The organism is Micromonospora sp. NPDC049102 (assembly GCF_043197485.1).
Lineage (GTDB): Bacteria > Actinomycetota > Actinomycetes > Mycobacteriales > Micromonosporaceae > Micromonospora.
Genome location: NZ_JBICTE010000036.1, coordinates 1 through 19,548 on the forward strand (window position 1 = coordinate 1; position 19,548 = coordinate 19,548).

The window sequence follows — 19,548 nt, forward strand, 5'->3', positions numbered from 1 at the left end:
GCACCACCTCCCACAAACAGCAAGAGGAACAGCCTGCCCGACACATGCTTAGAACCGACGGATTACACGGCCAACGTTCAAAGACGAGGCACTAGGCCGACGGTGGCGCCGAAGCTCTCCCCTATCAGCGCCCAGGCAGTCGGCTGATGCCTGCCATCGACGAAACTGCGGACCGCTCGCAGGTCCTCGACCTGCCGGGCGATGGTCATATCCCGGTAGCTGCCAGTGCTTTCGCCGCAACCACGAAAGTCGAAGCGCACGGAAGCGATCCCGGCAGCGCCGAGATGCGCGGCAAGGTCGGCGTAGAGGTCGGCCGGCCCGTCCTTCTGCCCACCCGGTCCGCCGTGCAGCATCATGACCATGCGTTGCGGCGACCCGGTGGTCGGTGTCGCGACGACGGCAGCGAGCTCGTCATTGCCCACACTTATCCGGTGACGTGTCTGCTGGATCATGAAAACCTGCTCCTCATCTCTCGGTGGCGCGCGATCAGTCGCCGCCGACCGTCTGGCTGGTGAACCTGATTCTCGGACGCCGGTACGCGGCCAGCCATAGCCACGGCATGAACAGCGCTCGGGTCGCATAGCGCGAGGTGGCCTCCGCTTCGGACTGCTCGCCAGACAGCGACAGCTGTCGTGCGGCTACAGCGGCCTTACGCGCGTGCCCGTGTGCTTTGAGCAGGCGCCCCCGGAAGAGGTTCAGCCGAGCATCGGTCAGGTCGATGCGGACCAGCTGACGGACGTCGCGGTATTCCTCAGCGATCTGCCGCGCCTGACGAAGCAGCAGACCCGAGTCCGCGAACGCCCGTCGCATCAGACTCACCTCCGCCAGATCCCTGATCGCGTATGCCTTGCCCCGCTCCCAGGGCAACTGCTCACAGGCTTCCAGGAACCGGCGCACCGTCTGCTCACACGAATCCAGTTCGCCCAGATGCCAGTAGGCGGCTCCGACCAGCGACTGTATGTCGATCATGTTGTTCGGGTCGCCAGCTGCCCGGGCGATCTCCTCGGCATCTTCCTGAGGGTTCTTGACCACGGCGAGGGCTTCGGCCGCTTGGCCGGCTCGGAACAGTGCGAAGCCGACGCACCGGAGCTGTCGGGCGATCTCCCGTGCCGAGCGGGCGTCCCGGGCGATACCGAGCCCCAGCTGGGCCGTGCGAGCCGCCTCCTCAGCCTCACCGCGCACCGCGTGCGTAGATGAGATCACTGACAAGGCCAGCGAACGCTGCTCATCGTTCCCCAGCGCCGTCGCTGCCTCGTACGCGATCCAGCCGAGTTCGATACGGTCGTCGAACAGACCCAACGTGAAGAAGATGTCGAGCGTGACCTCGAACAGCTTCACGCACTGCTCGTACGCCTCATGCCGGTGAAGGTCGCGGACGAGCAGCCGTATCGCCTCGATGTGCGCGCCGGCGCCGGCGGCGTCCTCCCAGTCCTGGCTGAAGCGGGCGATGAAGTGCGCCGCCAGCCTTCCCGCGAATGACACAGTCTCGCCGGACGCTGTGTGGTTGAGCACGAATAGCCGCAGCGCAGCCGAGCATGTGTACACCGTCACGCCGTGCTGCTGGCGCGACGAGAGCAGCCCATCGGACCACAGCCGCTCGACGAGGGCGCCAACGTCGGCCGCCGGGATCGCGAGTGCCACTCCCAACTGCTCAGCGTCGGCGCTGCCGCCCAGGTAAGCGCACACACGCAGCAGGCTGCGCCCCATGTCGTTTACGTCCTGCCACACCACGCTGAATAGCGCGTCAGCCAACTGCGTCGACCCGCTCTCAAGCTGACCAAGCCGGTCCGAAAGACTCCGGCCGTCTCGCGAACAGGCCAGCACGAACAGCTCAATCGCCCTCGGATTACCGCCGAGCAACCGATGGATGCGCTCGAACGTGGCAGCATCAGCGCCGACGATCTCCGGAACGCTGCGGCGCCGGGCCTCCCGAAGTAGCAGCTCCTGCATGTACTGCAACTGGAGCTCTTGCAGCAGCACCCGCGGCGCCGGCAGTCGACCGGGAGTGTTGGCGCTAACGATGGCCAGCGAGCCGCTCGGCAGGGTCCTGAGGAAGTCGATCAGGTGCTGCGCATCAGCGGCGGTCAGCCGCAGGTTGTCGACAACCAAGACAGCCGGATGGTCAGCCAGGTGGGCACGAAGCGCCTCGGCCTTGTGCTCGGCGGAAGTAGCTGACAAAGCCGGACTGCCGGTGGCGAGCCCAAGCGTGCGGGCAAGGTCCGCGAGGCTCAGCACGCTGTTATGAGCGTCGAACCACACCAGGGACGTGAACCCGTGGCCCGGCTTCCTCGCCGGCCGGCGCTCGGCAAGCCGATGCGCCACCTCCGTGGCCAGCGCGCTCTTGCCGACACCAATGCTGCCCTCGATGGAAACCAGGTACTCGCCTCGGTCGAGATGCTGCAGAGCCTGGGTAACCTCATTGCCGCGGTCGACGAGTTGGGTACGAGACGGCAGCAGCACCTTCGGCTTTCCTGACGGGTGCCTGCCAGCTTCGCGGAGACGCACGATCAGGGGCGGTAACCCCAGGACAGCGGCGACCACCGCCAGCAGCCCGGAGATCAGGCCGAGCCACTCGCTCACGCCGGAGGTGAAGCCACCCACAGAACAGACCTCACTCGCACGCCACCATCACGGTCGGTCATCCATCGACCACGGAATGACGATCATCCCCCGCCAGTCTTACGGACGTCCACGTCGGACGCAATGCCTCGACTGCATCGGCAAAGTGCCAGTGAATTCGGCGCTGCCCACGCCTCGACCTTGCCCTGCATCCAGGGCTCTTCGACCTCCTGGAGCGTCTTGACCAGGGACTTCTTGATGTACTACGCCGCCTGAACTTCGGCCGCTGGCGAAGTCTCAGGTGCAACCCGGCCCCGCTCGCTCGTCCAGGCGATGCTCGTTGCGCATGCCGGCCGGCCAACCAGTGCGACTCGAGCAGCACCATCCGAACGGCGACGCATCACGCCCTTGGCGCGAACTCCGATGCCACGGCGGGAGCCGTTGCAGTAGCTGCGCGCGCGGTGTCTCCGGACACCGGCCCGGCGGCCTGTCCGGGAACAAGCATTTCTGGGATCCGCCCGTTGTGGTGAGCGTGCAGGTACTCCATGGCCTGCTCGACGGTGGGGTCGTGGGCGAACTGCTCCTGGAAGTACTTAAGCCGTTCCCGACAGTTGTCGATGATCTGCGCCCAGGACCGCAACCAGACCCGCACGGATGCCGCGCCCTGCTGGTACTGCCCTATGCAGCCAGGTGGGCGGTCGCTTGATTGGGCCTTGGCCTTGGCGACCTCGGTCATGTCGGTGGTGACCAGCCAGAAGTCCCATTCGACGCGCACGTCGGCGAACTGCGGGTCGGTGACGACGGCGAGGGCGTAGTCCTCGATCTGGTTGATTTCCTTGTGCCCGACGGTGACGTGCGGCGCCTTCAGCTCGACTACGAGGTGCTGATGGCGGTCGTGCTCTCTGCGTGCGCGGGAGAGCATCAGGTCCACGATGCCGACCCGTCCGTCGGGGCGGCGCACCGGTACCTGGTTGCGGATCTCTCGGCCAATAGCGTGCAGATGCCGGTCGAGGACGGCGTCGAGGGACCTGTCGCTGACGAGGAGGTTGAAGCGCTCGCCGAAGACCCACACCTCGTTCTCGAGGATCTTGTGGAGTTGGCTGCGCTCTTTGAGGACGCGTCGAACCTCCGGGTCGAAGACCATGTGCTGCAGCGCGGTGAGGAACGTCAGGCGGTCTGACACGCTGGTAGATGCCTTGATGACCGTGGCCAGGCTGGTGCGATCTAACAATGTCTTGAGGTTGTCCTTGTCGTCGGTGGAGAGTTTGAACACCTCGTCGAGCAGGTCGTGCATGTTGTCGGGCTGGTGGCGCACGGCCTCGCGCAGCAGGGCCAGGGTGGTGCGTTGCGCGCGTACCGTGCGCGGAATCTGGCGATGGACGGTGGTCGCCACGAGGTCGAAGGTCTCGCGCTCCAACGCGTCCGTTTCTGTGGCCGCGTCACCGGCGTAGGGGTAGACGCCGTCCTCCTTCCACTGCTGCACCACCTCGCGGCGTTGTTGCACAGCCCGCAGTCTGAAGTGCTCGCGCAGCTTGTCTCGGGCTGCGGTGATCAAGGCGCCAACGTGGGAGTCCAGCCGACCTTCGCCGAGTAGGAAGTCGCCCTGGTGCTCAGGCATGGCTTCCCACAGCACGTAAGCGGTGAAGGTGAAGCCGGGAGCGCGGATGCCGACGTCGGTGATGTCGATAGTGATCCCGTCGGCGTCGCACAGGTGCAGCTCGCGGTCCGTCTTCATCGACCACTCCACCACCCGCAGTCGGGCGGCTTGCGCCGGCTCGTTGTTGATGGTGAAGGATAGTTCGTACTCGTCCCGGCGTTGGATGGACTTCTCCGGGTCAATCCTCTGCCCGTCGTAGATCACTTCTACGCCCTGGTAGACCGCGAGATATGTCGCCAACTCGGTCGTCAACTGCGCGACCGCCTTATGGGTTTTTAGCTGGTCAAGACGCTTGGACTGCCGCCCCCATGCCTCGAAGGTGGTGCCGGTTGGATCGTCGGTCGGCTGCGGCGTGGAGATCTCGAAGTCGTTGCGTGCCGTGGCGCTGGCGCGAATCACTACACGCCGTCGACCGTCGATGCCGTCAGCGACCGTGGCCCACCGGATGTGATCACCAAGGGCGTAGCCCCGCAGGCGACCCTGGCCGGCGCTGCCGTGCAGGAACCGGTTGAGCTGCGGTGTCCGGCGGGTCATCTTCTTCCAGGACCCACCGATGCGTTCGAACGCCGAGTCGCAGCCTTCCGGGGTGATGCCACTGCCATTGTCGATGACGGTGATCTTCTCCACCCCGCCAAGGTCAGAAAGGTCTAGCACCACCTCAACCCGGGTAGCGTCGGCGTCCAGAGCGTTCCACACCAACTCCTTGACCGCCCCGACTGGGTCGTTCTCGCGCGCGAGGCGCTCAACGTGATCCTCAGCCGCTTCAAGATGCACACGACGCATGCATTTCACACTGTCACATGAACATCACGCCTGGCGACCTTCGACCCGGCAGGGCGGCCCCAAGCTCATGGCGTGGCGTCGCACCCGCGGTTCCCACGACGCCTGGATGGTGGTGAATGCGCGTTGCGAGGGCGCGGCATTCATGGACGACCAGCCCAGTAGGTAGCGCCCACGCTTGCCCGCCACGGCGCACTGGTACGCCGGCAGGAGTGCGACGGGCCACCAGACGCCGGAGATGAAGTGCATCCATCCGCCCAGCAGCCCCAGCCTCGCTGATGCCAGCCGCGTTCGCACTGGGCAGGCGCCCGGTGCGAAGCCGGGTACACCAGAGCCTTGCTGACAAGATTCGCAGGATCGAAACTGCCATCGAAGTATGGCCATAGAACTTTTATTGGTACGTATAGGACTCGCCTCGGCTCAGTCCACTATCGGACAGGCACATGAATGTGTGCCACTTTCGTGTCCACTATGGTCTCCGCATGGCTTCCTCGATCGCCAATGCGGCTCTCTCGCCAGCAGCTGAAATCCGTCTGGTCCCTGAGCCAGGACAAGTGGTCGAGGTGCGCGGCTCGACTTGGGCGGTTGCCCGTGCACACCAGCAGGGCCTGCCGCGGAGTCCGGCGGACGAAACCGTGGCCTCGCTGAACCACGCGGTGACCCTTCAGGCGCTCGACGAGGACCGGCTGGGTGAAGAGCTCACGGTCGTCTGGGAGCTGGAAGTCGGCCACACCGTCACGCCCGCTCAGGGACTACCGACGCAGATCAACCCCGACGCCTTCGATGACCCGAACACCCTCGCCGGGTTTGTCGACGCGATGCGCTGGGGCGCGGTGACCTCGGCGGACGACCGTAGCGTGCAGGCGCCGTTCCACAGCGGAGTGGCGGTGGAGGCTTACCAACTGGAGCCGCTGCGGCGGGCGCTGTCCTCGCCCCGGACGAACCTGCTGCTGGCCGACGATGTCGGCTTGGGCAAGACCATTGAGGCCGGCTTGGTCGTGCAGGAGCTGCTGCTGCGGCACCGGGCGCGTACCGCGATCGTGGTGTGCCCGCCAAGCTTGTCCCTGAAGTGGCAAGACGAAATGCGGGACAAGTTCGGTCTGGACTTCACGATCATCAACAGCGAGTTGATGCGGGAGGTACGGCGCCGCTACGGCCTGCACGCGAACCCGTTCCAGCTCTATCCTCGGGTGATCGTGAGCATGGCGTGGCTGCCGCAGGTGCGCGCCCAGCGGATGCTGCGTGACGTGTACGCGCAGGCGGCGAGCACGAAGAGCGCTCGGCGGTACGCGTTCGACATCCTGATCGTGGACGAGGCGCACCATGTGGCGCCGGCCAGCCCGTCGGCGATCGGGGGTGGGCGCGGCTACGCCATTGACACGCAGCGCACGATCGCGGTCCGGGATCTGGCGGACAAGTGTGAGCACCGTCTGTTTCTCAGCGCCACTCCACACAACGGGCATCCGGAGTCGTTCACGGCGCTGTTGGAGATGATCGATTCTCGCCGGTTCAGCCGAGGTGCGCTGCTCGACGAGCGGGCGTTGCGGGAGGTGACGGTTCGGCGGTTGAAGTCGGACCTGCCGGAGAAGGGTTTCCGGCCGAGGGAGCTGCGGATCATCCCGTTCACACCGCGCGCCGACGAGCAGGAGATGTTCGCCCTGCTGGATCGGATTCTCACCGAGAGTGCGAAGGCGAACGGGACCGGCGAGTCCGGTGACATCACCGCGATGCTGTTCAAGAAGCGGTTCTTGTCGAGCCCGTGGGCGTTCGGCATGACCTTGCAGTCGTACCTCGCCGCGCGGTCGGTGGGCCAGACGCCGACGGACTGGGACTACGACGACATCCTCGGCGAGGGGCAGGCCGACGAGGAGGAAGGGCTGTGGGAGCAGGACGAGGCGACAGCCCTGCGGCACAGCAAGTCCACCGACCCGCTGGTCGCCGCCGCTTCAGGCGAGTTGCAGCGGCTGGCCGAGTGGGGGCTGAGCTTTGAGAGCCGTCCCGATTCCCGCCTCAATGAGCTGATCACGGCCCTGGACGCAATTTGCCGACCGGGCGGGTTCTGGTCCAACGAGCGCGTTGTGGTGTTCACCGAGTACGCCCACACTCTGGAATGGGTGCACCGGGTGCTGGTCCAGCAGGGCTACGGCGAGGTGCTGGAGGTCATCCAGGGGCAGACGCCAACCGAAGAGCGGGAGCTGATCCGCGAGCACTTCACCACCGAACCGTCGGCGAAGAACCCCGTGCGGGTGCTGCTGGCCACCGACGCAGCCGGTGAAGGAATCGACCTGCAGGACCACTGCCACCGGCTGATCAACCTGGACATCCCGTTCAACCCGTCACGGTTGGAGCAGCGCATCGGCCGGATCGACCGGTACGGGCAGCAGCAGACCCCGCTGGTGTTCCAGTTCTCCCCGGACCGCTCGGCGACCCTGTACGTCGCCGACATGGAGTTCATGGGCCGGATTGCCCGCAAGGTGGTGACGGTCGCGCGTGACCTCGGGTCGGTCAACCAGGTCATCGCCGACGAGATCCAGGACCACTTCACCCGTTCCTCAGGGGGACGGCGCAAGAAGAAGAACGCGCTCGACGGCAACGCCGTGATCAACAAAGCGTTGGCCGGCGGGTTGGACCTGAACAGCCGGTTGACCCAGTTGGAGAAGGGCTACGCCGACAGTCGGGCGGAGCTGCACCTGGAGCCGGAGAATCTGCGGCGGGTGGTCGACACCGCGCTGCGGATTAGCCACCAGCCGCCCCTCGTAGTAGCCGGCGACGACCGGACCGACGCAGCCGTGTTCACGGTGCCGCCGCTCGGCCCAGCCTGGCAGTCGACGTTGAATGGCCTGGACACCCGCTCCGAGCCGGGCGTGTTGCGGCCGATCACGTTCGACGACAAGGCTGCGGCCGGGCGTAAGGACCTGGTCTACGTTCACCTGGGTCATCCGCTGGTGAAGAAAGCCCAGCGGCTGCTACGGCGGTCGCTGTGGAGCGCGGACGCGCCGTTGCACCGAGTCACGGCGGTCGTGGTGGATGGGCTGGAGGAGTCCTTCGTCGCGGCCGTCACCCGGATGGTGCTGGTCGGCCGGGGCGGGCTACGCCTGCACGAGGAGATCTTCCTCGCCGGCGTACGCCTGCGGGGCCGCCGGACCATCGCCGAGGAACGCGCCGAGCAGCTGCTCGACCAGGCCCTCGACGCCGGCAGGCTGACGCTGGCCGCTGCGGACGTCCGCGCCGACCTGGCCGAGGAGTGGAACGAGCCGGAGTCCCCGCTGCGGTCCCGGCTGCTCGACTCGATGACGCGACGCGCCGAGTCCCGCCATCAGCGGGTCAGCGACCAGCTCGCCAAACGCGAGGAGGCCGACGTCACCCGGGCGCGGGAGATCTTCGCCGCGTTCCGCCGCAACCTGAACGAGTCGCTGGACCAGCTCACCAGCGCCGAGATGCAGGACCAACTAGCTCTCTTCCCCGATGATCAGCAGCGGCAGCGCCGCCGCGACATCGACACGATGCGCCGCCGGCTGGACGAACTCGGCGACGAGGAGCAGCGGGAGATCGCGGCGATCACCGAGCGGTACCGCGACGTCAAGCCACACACCACCGCCGCGGCGGTGGTGTTCGCGCTCACCCCGGCCGACGCCCAGCGAGGAGGTTCCCGCTGATGCGGACCACCCGTACCTTCCGCCCGAAGACGGCCACCGAGCTGCACCGGGCGTGGCTGGAACTGGTCGAGACAGACGGTCCATTCCTGGCCATCCCGCCGCTGAAGCGGGTGTGGCCGCAGGGCATGCCCGCCCTGGACCCCGAACGCCTCGACGTCCTCCGCGAGGCCAGGCCGGCGTTCGACCACGCCTGGGAGGCCCTCGACATCGACCCGGACGACGAGATCGTTCAGGCCAAGTACGCCGAGGTCCGCGACGTCTGGGTGCAGACCGTCCTGCGGGACGTCGTCGGATGGCGTACCTCGCTGGCCTGGGGTCCCGACTGCGCGCCCGGGGTGACTGCGCACTCGCCCGACCGGCGGATCTCCGTCACCCCGCAGGCCGCGCTGCACGGGCCGGACGCCATCGGCGCGCTGGTCGGCGTGATCGACAAGTGCGACAGCCTGCACGCCACCGGCACCGACGGCTGGGCCGCCACCGCCATCGACCGGATGGAAGCGATGCTACGCGGCGCCGGCGTCGCGATCGGCATCGTCACCGACGGCCGCTGGTGGGCGGTGGTCTGCGCCCGGCCGGACACGATGGTCGCCTCCGGCATCGTCGACGCCCAGACCTGGGTCGAGGAACCGCTGACCCGCAACGCCTTCCTCACCGTCATCGCCCGGCAGCACATCATCGGCGGCGACCCCAACGAGCGGCTCCCCAAGCTGTTCGAGGAGTCCGTCGCCGCCGCCGAGGAGATCACCGAAGCCCTCGGCGCCCAGGTCCGCCGCGCCGTCGAGCTGCTGATACAGGCGTTCGCCGAAACTGCCGCCGACCACCACCGGCGCGGCCTACGCGATCCGCTCCCGGACGACCCGCACGACACCTACTCCGCAGCCGTCACGGTCATGATGCGCGTCGTCTTCCTGCTCTTCGCCGAGGAACGCGGCCTGCTGCCGCAGAGCGAGCTATTCCTGCAGGGGTACGGCATCAGCGGCGAACTCGACGACCTGGAACAGCGCCGGCTGCGCGACGGCGAGGAATCGCTGGACAGCACCTACCTGACCTGGCACCGGCTGCTCGCCACCAGCCAGGCCCTCTACCGGGGCGCGTCGTTCGAGAACATGCGCATGCCCGCGTACGGGGGATCGCTGTTCGACCCGGAGCGGTACCCGTTCCTGATCGCCGCGAACGACAACGGCACCCTCGCCATGCCCGTCTCCGACCGGGTCATGCTGCACGTCCTGCGCTCGGTGCAGGTCGCCCAGCTCAAGGGCGGCGACGCACGCCGGATCTCGTTCCGTGACGTCGACGTGGAACAGATCGGCTACATCTACGAAGGGCTGCTCGGCTACTCCTGCACTCAGGTCACCGGCGACGCCCTGGTCGGCCTCGTCGGTGCCACCGGAGCCGAGCCGGAGATCCCGCTGACCGTGCTGGAGCAGCTCGCCGACGCCAATACGACCCCGGCGAAACTGGTCACCGCGATCATCGCCTGGCTCAAGGAGAACCAGCCCGCTGCAACCCCGCCGAGCGCAAACGCTTTGGCGAAGCGGCTCGCAACTACGCCCGGCGACGACGCCGACCGCATGCTGCGCGCGGTAAGCGATGACGACGACCTGCGCGCACGCCTGCTCCCCTGGGCCACCATTACCCGACCCGACCTGCGCGACCGCCCCACCGTCGTCCTAGACGGCGGTCTGGCGGTCACCGAGACGCCGTCACGGCGCAACGCCGGCGCCCACTACACCCCGAAGTCACTTGCCGAGAAAGTCGTCAAGCACGCCCTCGAACCGCTCTGCTACTCCCCCGGCCCGCACCAGGTCCCCGAGAGCAGCGGCACGTGGAAAGTGCGCGGCGCGGGCGAGATCCTCAACCTCAAGGTGGCCGACATCGCCGCCGGCTCCGGCGCATTCCTGGTCGCCGCCGCCCGCTACCTCGCCGCCCGCCTCGTCGAGGCATGGATCGACGATGACCCCGCCAACGCCCACCGGCACGACCTCGGCCAACACGCAATCCGTGAAGTCGTCGCCCGCTGCCTGTACGGCGCCGACATCAACGCGATGGCCGTCGAGATGTGCAAGCTGTCGCTCTGGCTGGTCTCCCTCGACCGCGACCTACCGTTCTCCTTCGTCGACGACAAAATCCTGCACGGCAACTCCCTGCTCGGCCTCACCGACCTCAGCCAGCTCCGCACCCTGCACATCGAGGCGCCCACCTATCAGCAGGCCAGGCTGACGGTCCGGGACGTGGACGGCACCATCCGGCGGGCCGTCGATATCCGCCGCGACCTCGCCAGCGAGGTACGCGAACACGACCCCATGCGTAGCGCCGCCGCCAAGCGCCGCCAGCTCAACCAGGCTCGCAAGATCACCACCGACCTACGCGCCGCGGCCGACGGGGTGATCGCGGCCGGGCTCCGGCTCGGCGGCAAACCGGGCAAAGCCCTAGACGAAGCGTACGAGAGCCTGGCCGAGGCGGTGACCGCCGCGATGCCGGCCGACGGCACGACCGCCAATCCCGAGTTCCTGGACTCGATCCTGAAAGAGGGTCTGACCCCGACCGTCGCGACGGACTACGAACGCTGGCAGCCGCTGCACTGGGTGCTCGAAGTACCGGACGTGGTGATTGATCATGGCGGCTTCGATGCCGTCATCGGCAACCCGCCCTTCCTCGGTGGCTCGAAGATCACCGGTGCGATGGGGGCCAATGTCCGGGACTGGTTCGTCCACCATGTCGCCGCAGGTGCCCGGGGCAACGCCGACTTGGTCGTGTACTTCCTGCTACGGGCGACCGCCCTGGTGCGGTCGGCCGGCACAATCGGGCTGATCGGCACGAACACCATCGCGCAGGGCGACAGCCGTGAGATCGGACTCGACCGGATCGTCGCGGAAGGGTTCACGATTACCCGCGCGGTGCAAAGCGCCGCCTGGCCTTCGACCAGCGCCAACTTGGAGTATGCGGCAGTATGGGGCACCCGCGGCTCGGTCGCCGACGCCGCCGACCTCGTCGCGGACGGGGCCATTGTTCCGCGTATTTCCACGTTGCTGGAGCCCGCCGGGCAGGTCAATGGAGCCCCGGCCCGGCTCATCGAAAACGAGAACCTCGCCTTCGGTGGCTGCTACGTGCTAGGCATGGGGTTCGTGCTGGAGTCGGACGAAGCACACACGTGGGCTGCAGAGGACGATGGGAACCGTGAGGTGCTATTCCCCTACCTCAACGGCGAAGACCTGAACTCCCGCCCTGACAGCTCCGCCTCCCGCTGGGTCATCGACTTCAACAACCGCTGCGAGACCTGCGCCGCACGTTATCGGCGGCCATTCGAGCGAGTCCACCAACTCGTCAAGCCGGAACGAATGCGGAACAAGCGTGCAGTACGAAGAGATCGGTGGTGGCAGTTCGCCGAAAATGCCCCTGGGTTGCGGAGAGCGATCGTAGGGCTGGACGAGGTGCTGGTGATCGCGCTGGTCAGCAAGTCGGTGATGCCGGTGCGGGTGCCGACCGGCCAGGTCTTCAGCCATAAGCTCGGCGTTTTTGCGACCGATTCGTTCGCGGATCAAGCGGTGCTGTCGTCGAGTCTGCATCAGATGTGGGCGATCAAGTACGGCTCAACGATGCGCGCAGACGTGAATTACTCGCCTTCGGACGTGTTCATGACTTTTCCGCGGCCGGAGCCGACGGATCGGTTGGATGAGGCGGGACGGATGCTGGATGTCGAGCGCCGGGAAATCATGCTGCGGCGCGGGCTCGGATTGACGAAGCTGTACAACCTGGTCAACGACCCAGGGGTCGCTGACGGCGACGACGCGGACGTGGCCCGGTTGCGGCGGATTCACGTCGAGCTGGACCAGGCGGTGATGGCGGCGTACGACTGGTCGGAGGTGCCGCTGGAGCATGGCTTCCACACGTACCGCCAAATGGAGCGGTGGACGGTGAGTCCGGCGGCGCGGGTGAAGATCCTGGACCGGCTACTCGCGGAGAACCTGCGCCGCGCGGCGGCGCAGCGGCCAAAAGCAGCGAAAAAGGCGACTGCCCGCCAGCGAAAGCCCGTGGTCCACGACGGCCAGGAGGCGCTGCTGTGACTGACTCGGCGCCGGGTTTCCGGCTCGCGCACGAGCCGGACGAGCCGGACGAAACGTCGTACACGGTCCGGGAGAACCTGGTCGACATCCTGGAGCGTGAGCTGCTCGGGCCGTCGGGTGGTCCGGACGAGTTGTTGGCGGTGAGCCCGCGTCAGCTGTACCTGGTGGGGCATATCGCGCCGGTGAAGCTGACCGAGCCCGATGCTGATCCGGCTGGGTCTGAGGACGGGTATGGCCTGGTAGGCATCCGATCTGATGCGGCGGGTTTTCATGCCCAGCGTGGAATTCCAGCCGAGTCCGCCGACGGCACCGACGTCGAGGGTGAGGAGGATGACGCCGACGACAAGGCTCCGAGGCAGGGGCTGATGATTCCGTCGTCGATGGGGTTGCGGTTCCAGGTGCCGAACGATCTGGCCGAGTTCACGGTGACCGCGTCGTGGGGCACCTACGAGAGTGTGAAGACCGATGAGGTCGACAAGCGGGGCCGTGCGGTGCGACGGTATCGGCGCACGCCGGTCGGGATCGTCGAGAAGATCGCGGTGGCCGAGCTGACGCCGGGGCGGACGTACACGCGAGTGCTGACCGGGCAGATCTGTCTGCGGATCGACGCCTACGACGACGCGCGTTTCGGTCGGCGGTTAATCGAGATTGCGCTGGTCAATGACCGGGAGACGCCACCGACGATCCCGGTGCACGAGTGGCTGTTCCAGACGAAGCTGCACGTCGAGGCGGGCGGTGGGGCGGCGTTCCTGCCGGTGCGCGACGTGATGGAGCAGGAGTGGCCGGAGCACGACGACGAAATGCGCCGGTTGCACTTGCAGTACCGCAACCGGCTGGAGTTCGCGGTTGGGCGGACCTGCTCGGTGGACTGGCTGGCGGAGCCGGGGGCACGGCGGGCGACGGCGGTGTGGACGACGTGGCTGCCAGTCGCCGAGACACCGCAGACGCAGGCGCGGTCGGTGAAGGACGCGATGCTGGGCATGGATGCGCTGGCCAAGGCCAGCCCTGAGCAGGTTCGTGATGGGCTCGCTCCGCTGGTGGACGGGTACCGGACCTGGCTCGACGGTGAGGCCACGAAGGCGGCGCAGCTCCCCGAGCATCTGCGGGACCTGGCCGAGGAGGTCGTGGACGAGGCACGCGCGGCAGAGCAGCGGCTGACGGACGGGCTGGCGCACGTGGTGGCTGATCCGGAGGCGTTCGCGTGCTTCCGGTTCATGAACGAGGTCATGCGGGACCAGCGGGTCCACTCCCGGATCGGGGCGTTGCGTAGCTCCGACCCGAGCCTGTCGTTCGACGACGCCCGCGATCAGGTCGAGGCCGACGAGCGGGAGAAGCCGTCGTCGTGGCGACCGTTCCAGCTGGCGTTCATCCTCATGCAGCTGCCAGCGCTGACCGACCCCACCGCAGCGGCGCGCAGCGGCGAGCTGTCGCGGGTGGAGTTGTTGTTCTTCCCGACCGGTGGTGGCAAGACCGAGGCGTACCTGGGGCTGGCGGCGTACACGTTCGCGATCCGGCGCCGGCAGCAGATGATGGCGTCCTCCGATGGGCCGTTGGACGGGCGTGACGGGGTGGCCGTGTTGATGCGGTACACGTTGCGGTTGCTCACCGCGCAGCAGTTCCAGCGGGCCACCACGCTGGTGTGTGCGGCGGAGCTTGTCCGCCGCCGGGACGTGACAACCTGGGGTAGCAAGCCGTTCCGCATCGGGTTGTGGGTCGGCACCGACGTTAGCCCGAAGCGGTGGGACGAGGCGGACGAGCAGCTGCGCAAGGCCAACGCGTACGGCGGGCACCGGTTGACGGTGTTGCAGGTGCAGCGGTGCCCGTGGTGCGGCAGCCCGATCGGCGCCGGGAACGTGAAGCCGGTCAAGACCACCCGGCGGGTGCTGGTCTTCTGCGGCGACGATATGGGGCAGTGCCCGTTCGCCAAGGGCGGTCAGGTGGATGAGGGCCTGCCGATGCTGACGGTGGACGAGGAGATTTACCGGATGCCGCCGGCGTTCGTGATTGCGACGGTCGACAAGTTCGCCCGGCTGGCGCGCGAGGGTGAGGCGGCGTCACTGTTCGGCTATGTCGGCCGGCACTGCGGTCGGCACGACTACGTGCACCCGGACTACGCCGGTTGCAATGTCACCACCGGTCATCAGGCCGAGCCCGGCCTGCCCGCCGCGACCGTACGCCCGGTGGGACGGCTCCGGCCGCCGGATCTGATCATTCAGGACGAGCTGCACCTGATCACCGGAGCGCTTGGCACCGCCGTGGGGCTGTTCGAGGTGGCCGTCGAGACCCTCGCCTCGTGGGAGACTGCCGACGGCAAGCCGGTCCGGCCAATGATTGTGGCGTCGACGGCCACCGTGCGCCGCGCGGACGATCAGGTGCGAGGGCTGTATGGGCGCGGCGTCCAAATCTTCCCGCCGCAGGTGTTGGACGTGGCGGACACGTACTTCTCGCAGGAGCTGCCGATCGGGCCGACCACCCCGGGCCGGCGCTACATCGGGGTGAGTGCGCAGGGAGTGCGGCTGTCGAGCGCGGAGATCCGGGTCGCCGAGGTGTTGCTGCTCGCGGGGCAGTTGCTGTTCGACCGCAGTGGGTCTGCCGCCGATCCGTACATGACGTTGGTGGGCTACTTCAACGCGACCCGTGAACTGGCCGGTATGGCCCGCTACGTGGCGGACGACGTGCAGAACCGGGTCCGGCAGCCCCGCCCTGGATCGGGTTTCCCACGGCGGCTCGGCTCGTACGGGCGCCTGGTCACCGGCGAGCTGACCTCCCGCATCGCTTCAGTCGACATCGGACGCACCCTGGACAACCTGGCCCTGGAGTTCGACCCCGACTACGCCACGACCACGGCGATGCGGAAGCGGCTCGAACAGCAGGAGGCCGGCGGGCGGCCGGAGCGGCCGAAGGCCGACCCGTTCGACGTGGTGCTGGCCACCTCGATGCTGCAGGTCGGGGTCGACGTGCAGCGTCTTGGGCTGATGCTGGTGGTGGGGCAGCCGAAGAACACCGCCGAGTACATCCAGGCGTCCTCACGGGTGGGCCGCGACGTCGGCCGCCCGGGCGAGGATTGCGGCCGGCCCGGGCTGGTCGTGGCGCTCGGAAACTGGGCGCGGCCCCGCGACCTCGCCCACTACGAACAGTTCCGGCACTACCACGAGACGTTTTACGCGCAGGTGGAGGCGCTGTCGGTTACCCCGTTCTCGCCGACGGCTCTGGACCGGGGCATTGACGGGGTGCTGGTCAGCGTGGCTCGGGTGCTGCAGGCGCACCGCGACGACGGGCTTTCGCCGGAGCGGGCCGCGTGGCGGGTCCGTGACGAGCAGGACGCTCTCACCGCCCTGGTCGATCGGCTTTATGCCCGAATCCGACCGGCTGCCCAGCTGGACGATCTGATGGCACAGGCGCACCAGCGGCTGGTCAACCGCATGGACCAGTGGAACGCTCGGGGAAAGTACGCCGGGAAACTCAGCAAGACCCTGGTGTATGAGCGCACCGGTGACAACGACAGCTACCTGCCGTTGCTGATCAGCCCGGAAAACGCAAAGGCCCACCAGGGTCAGCCGGACCGCGCGCCGTTCGTCGTCGCGCACTCGATGCGGGAGGTCCAGCCGGAGATCAACCTGCTGGTCAGCCCCATAGCCGAGCGGCTGTTCGTCGTCGAGCCCGATGACGCGCCGTCGTGGGAGCTGCCCGAAGGAGAAGAAGACGAGTGACGGACGACGACGGGCACATGATCTTCGAGTCTGCGCAGCTGTTGGACCCGCTGGCCGACAGTGAGCAGGCGAACGTCAAGAACCGGGCCAAGGTTGGCTCGGCCCGCCCGTCGTCGCTGCTCTACACCTACGGTGTCGGCTCGATCATGGACCTGCCGCAGTTCTCGATCATGCCGGCCGGCCTCGACGATTGGGAGCCCATCTGGCGGCGGCGTCCCACCGTGCAGACGATCGAAGAGCCACGGCTGCTCAAGGTGGTCCAACTTCACCTTGGGTCGCGCGTGCAGCAGCTGCGGCCGTTCCCGTGGCAGCCGAAGGCCCGCGCGATGTCGCAGGAGGGCTCCGACCTCGGCATCCCCGCGCGGGTGTTCCCGCAGTGGCTACGGTGCACCGGCTGCGACTACCTCGGGCCGCTGTCGCGGTTCAGCTACACCAATACCCACCCGTTCCGGCCCGACCTGGCGACCTTCGAACACGCAAGTTGTCCCGGCCGTACGTTTGCGGGTGCGGCGAAGGGAAAGGTCAAGGCTCCCACGAAGGGTAAGGCCAGGCGCAGCCCGGCGGTGCCCGCCCGTTACCTGCTCGCCTGCGCCAACGGCCACCTCGACGAGTTCCCGTACGCGCTGTGGGTGCACCGCGGCAGAGCCTGCCCCGCCGCCCCGCACCCGGATCTGAAATTGCGCGACAGCAACATCGGACAGGGAGCCGGCGCGGTCATCACCTGCGAACGCTGCCAACAGCGGCGCGGCATGGGCGAGGCTCAGGGCGAGGCCGGCAAACGGAAGCTACCGACCTGCCGAGGTCGGCATCCGCACCTCAACGCCTTCGACCCCAAATGCGGGCTGGACACCTCGCTGATGATGATGGGCGCGTCCAACCTCTGGTTCGCCTCCACCCAGTCGATCATCGTCATGCCCCGCAGTGAGGAGCAGAAGCAGACCGCGCTCGCCACAAAACTACGCACGTGCCTGACCCCGGAGGAACTGGCCGACTACGCAGCCCTGCCGAAGGTGCTTCGTTCGCTTCTCGTCGCGCACAAGTGCGACATCGCCGGAGTCACCGACGAACAGCTGACCGCGGCGGCCGCCGAGGCACTTGCCCCACCACCGTCGGAGGAGGAGCGCCGGGAGAGGCTACGCGATTGGGACCCGGTCGAGCTGCTCGTGCCGGAGTGGGACTACCTGCAGAAGCCGAGCCTATTCGCGCAGCAGCAGGACTCCAGCGGACTGATGGTCACCGAGATGCCCACGGCCGCCGACCTCCCGAAGCAAGTGCACCGGGTCATCGCCGTGAACCGGATGAAAAAGGTCAACGCGGTGATCGGTTTCACCCGCATCGACGAGATGGACCGGGTCAACGACCTCGCAAGCCGGCTCGTCAAGCTCACCCGAGACGGCCGACCCACCTGGGTACCGGCCACCGAGGACCGCGGCGAAGGCATCTTCCTGCAACTCGACGAGGCCGCCATCGCCGCCTGGGAAGCGCAGATCCTGCCCACCGGCCTGTGGCGGGCGCACCGCGAAGCCCACCGGCACAACTTCTCCCGGCGCTTCTCCGCTACCGCCGCCCAGATCGACCCCGACACCCGCTTCCCCGCCCCGCGCTACTGGCTGATCCACAGCCTGGCGCACATCCTCATCCGCGAGATGGCGATGTCCTGCGGTTACGGCGCTGCCAGCCTCAGCGAACGCCTCTACGCCTGGCCCGCCACCCCCGACCGGCCCGCCGCCGCTGGACTACTCATCTGCACCACGGCCTCCGACAGCGAGGGCACCCTCGGTGGACTGGTCGCGCTCAGCCAGCCGGAACGGCTGCACGGGCTCCTGCTCGACGCGTTGCGAAGAGCAGCCCGCTGCTCCTCCGACCCCGTCTGCGGGCAACGCACACCACGACATGGCGAGGACTTCCTGCACGGCGCGGCCTGCCACTGCTGCAGCTTCGCCTCGGAAACCTCCTGCGAACGCGCCAACCGATTCCTCGACCGCAGATTCCTGCTCACTCTGCCCACCATCGACGACGAACGGGTCCCCGGCTTCTTCGGCACCATCGATGTCTACTGACCCCCACACTGAGCTCGGGGCCTTCCTGACCGCCTACGAGGCACAACGACTCGCCACCGTCCTACAAGCCGGCGGCACCTCTGGCCAGGCACTGAAAGAAGTACATGCCGCCCGCCGCGGCGAGGCGAAGCGCCTACTCCTCGCGGCCGAACTCGGCCCGGAGCACCGGGACAACTCAGTCGCCGTACTGCGGGCCATCGCCGGCGCACGATCCGTCCGGACCGCCATCTCCCCCGTCTGGACCATGCCCGGCGTCGAAGCCACGACCGGCCGTCTCACCAGCGAAGCTCAGCGCATCATCGACGACGCACGCATGTCGATCGTCTGCTCCAGCTTCAACTTCACGCCGCACTCGGGCATGTGGACTGCCCTCAAGGACGCCGCACGGCGCCCCGGCCTGAGCGTCACGGTGTACCTCGACGCCCACGCCGGCTCGCCGGCAGCCGTCGCGGCCCATCTGCCGAAGGCGACCGTACTCCGGACGCTAACCCCGCCCGGAGGCCACCATCCGCTGGTGAGTCACGCCAAGTTCATCGTCGTTGACCGCGTAATCACGCTGCTGACCAGCGCGAACTTCTCCTTTAGCGCCGAGAACACCAACATCGAGTTGGGACTACTGGTGCACGACACCAACCTCGCCACGTCGATCGAAGCCCTCATGCGGAGCAAGCACGGGGTGCTCTACGAGCAAGTGACCTGACAGGTGCGCGCGGCTTACCCGCCCTTGCAACGGAGCGAAGATACCTGGACCAGCCTCGTACAGGCGCGCCGCTGGGGCAAGTCGAACCAAGCCCCACGCGGGACTCACGTTGGCAACCGAAAGCCGCTGATCTCGCGCGACTGGGCCAGCCACTGTACGGCCAGCCGGCGCGCCTCTTCCCGGGGTATTGGTGACCTACGGCGGATCACCTTGGCCAGGCGCCGCACCGCAACGTCCTCCCACTGTTCCCGGAAGTCGTCGTCAGGAATTTCGATGAGGATCTTCGGCCGGTGCGGGTCGTGCTTCAGGCGGTCACCCGGGCGGCCGGGCTGCAAGTAGATAGCGCGGCCGTTGAGGGCATT

At 67.5% G+C, this 19,548-nt stretch carries 9 protein-coding genes; 5 read left to right on the forward strand and 4 right to left on the reverse strand.

Annotated elements, in window-relative coordinates; all coding sequences use genetic code 11:
* Window positions 1-77: 77 nt before the first annotated feature.
* The 3 genes from ACGFH9_RS26430 to ACGFH9_RS26440 form a co-directional block, all read right to left on the reverse strand.
* Entirely contained in the window at window positions 78-452 is a 375-nt protein-coding gene (locus ACGFH9_RS26430; protein WP_393224283.1) for an alpha/beta hydrolase, read from the reverse strand.
* A 34-nt stretch (window positions 453-486) separates the two neighbouring features.
* Complete coding sequence (locus tag ACGFH9_RS26435) at window positions 487-2,601, reverse strand: AAA family ATPase (RefSeq protein WP_393224286.1); 2,115 nt, start codon at window positions 2,599-2,601, stop codon at window positions 487-489.
* A 358-nt stretch (window positions 2,602-2,959) separates the two neighbouring features.
* Complete coding sequence (locus ACGFH9_RS26440; RefSeq protein WP_393224289.1) at window positions 2,960-4,999, reverse strand: ATP-binding protein; 2,040 nt, start codon at window positions 4,997-4,999, stop codon at window positions 2,960-2,962.
* Between the two features lie 479 nt (window positions 5,000-5,478).
* Here ACGFH9_RS26440 and drmD point away from each other — a divergent pair, with 479 nt between their 5' ends.
* The 5 genes from drmD (at window position 5,479) to drmC (ending at window position 19,186) form a co-directional block, all read left to right on the forward strand.
* Window positions 5,479-8,652, forward strand: a complete 3,174-nt coding sequence (gene drmD, locus ACGFH9_RS26445) for a DISARM system SNF2-like helicase DrmD (protein ID WP_393224292.1) — start codon at window positions 5,479-5,481, stop codon at window positions 8,650-8,652.
* A 500-nt stretch (window positions 8,653-9,152) separates the two neighbouring features.
* Window positions 9,153-12,716, forward strand: coding sequence for an Eco57I restriction-modification methylase domain-containing protein (locus ACGFH9_RS26450; RefSeq protein WP_393224295.1), 3,564 nt, complete (start codon window positions 9,153-9,155; stop codon window positions 12,714-12,716).
* Window positions 12,713-16,426, forward strand: a complete 3,714-nt coding sequence (drmA, locus tag ACGFH9_RS26455) for a DISARM system helicase DrmA (RefSeq protein ID WP_393224298.1) — start codon at window positions 12,713-12,715, stop codon at window positions 16,424-16,426. The genes ACGFH9_RS26450 and drmA overlap by 4 nt, the downstream gene beginning before the upstream one ends.
* Window positions 16,423-18,486 (forward strand): DrmB family protein, encoded by a 2,064-nt coding sequence (drmB, locus tag ACGFH9_RS26460; RefSeq protein WP_393224301.1) that lies wholly within the window; start codon window positions 16,423-16,425, stop codon window positions 18,484-18,486. The genes drmA and drmB overlap by 4 nt, the downstream gene beginning before the upstream one ends.
* Window positions 18,476-19,186, forward strand: a complete 711-nt coding sequence (gene drmC / locus ACGFH9_RS26465) for a DISARM system phospholipase D-like protein DrmC (RefSeq protein WP_393224303.1) — start codon at window positions 18,476-18,478, stop codon at window positions 19,184-19,186. Before drmB ends, drmC begins: the two co-directional genes overlap by 11 nt.
* Window positions 19,187-19,290: 104 nt before the next feature.
* On the opposite strand, the gene ACGFH9_RS26470 is transcribed toward drmC, so the two are convergent.
* A complete protein-coding gene (locus ACGFH9_RS26470) occupies window positions 19,291-19,521 on the reverse strand; it encodes a hypothetical protein (RefSeq protein ID WP_357567421.1) in 231 nt (76 codons plus the stop codon).
* Between the last annotated feature and the right edge of the window lie 27 nt (window positions 19,522-19,548).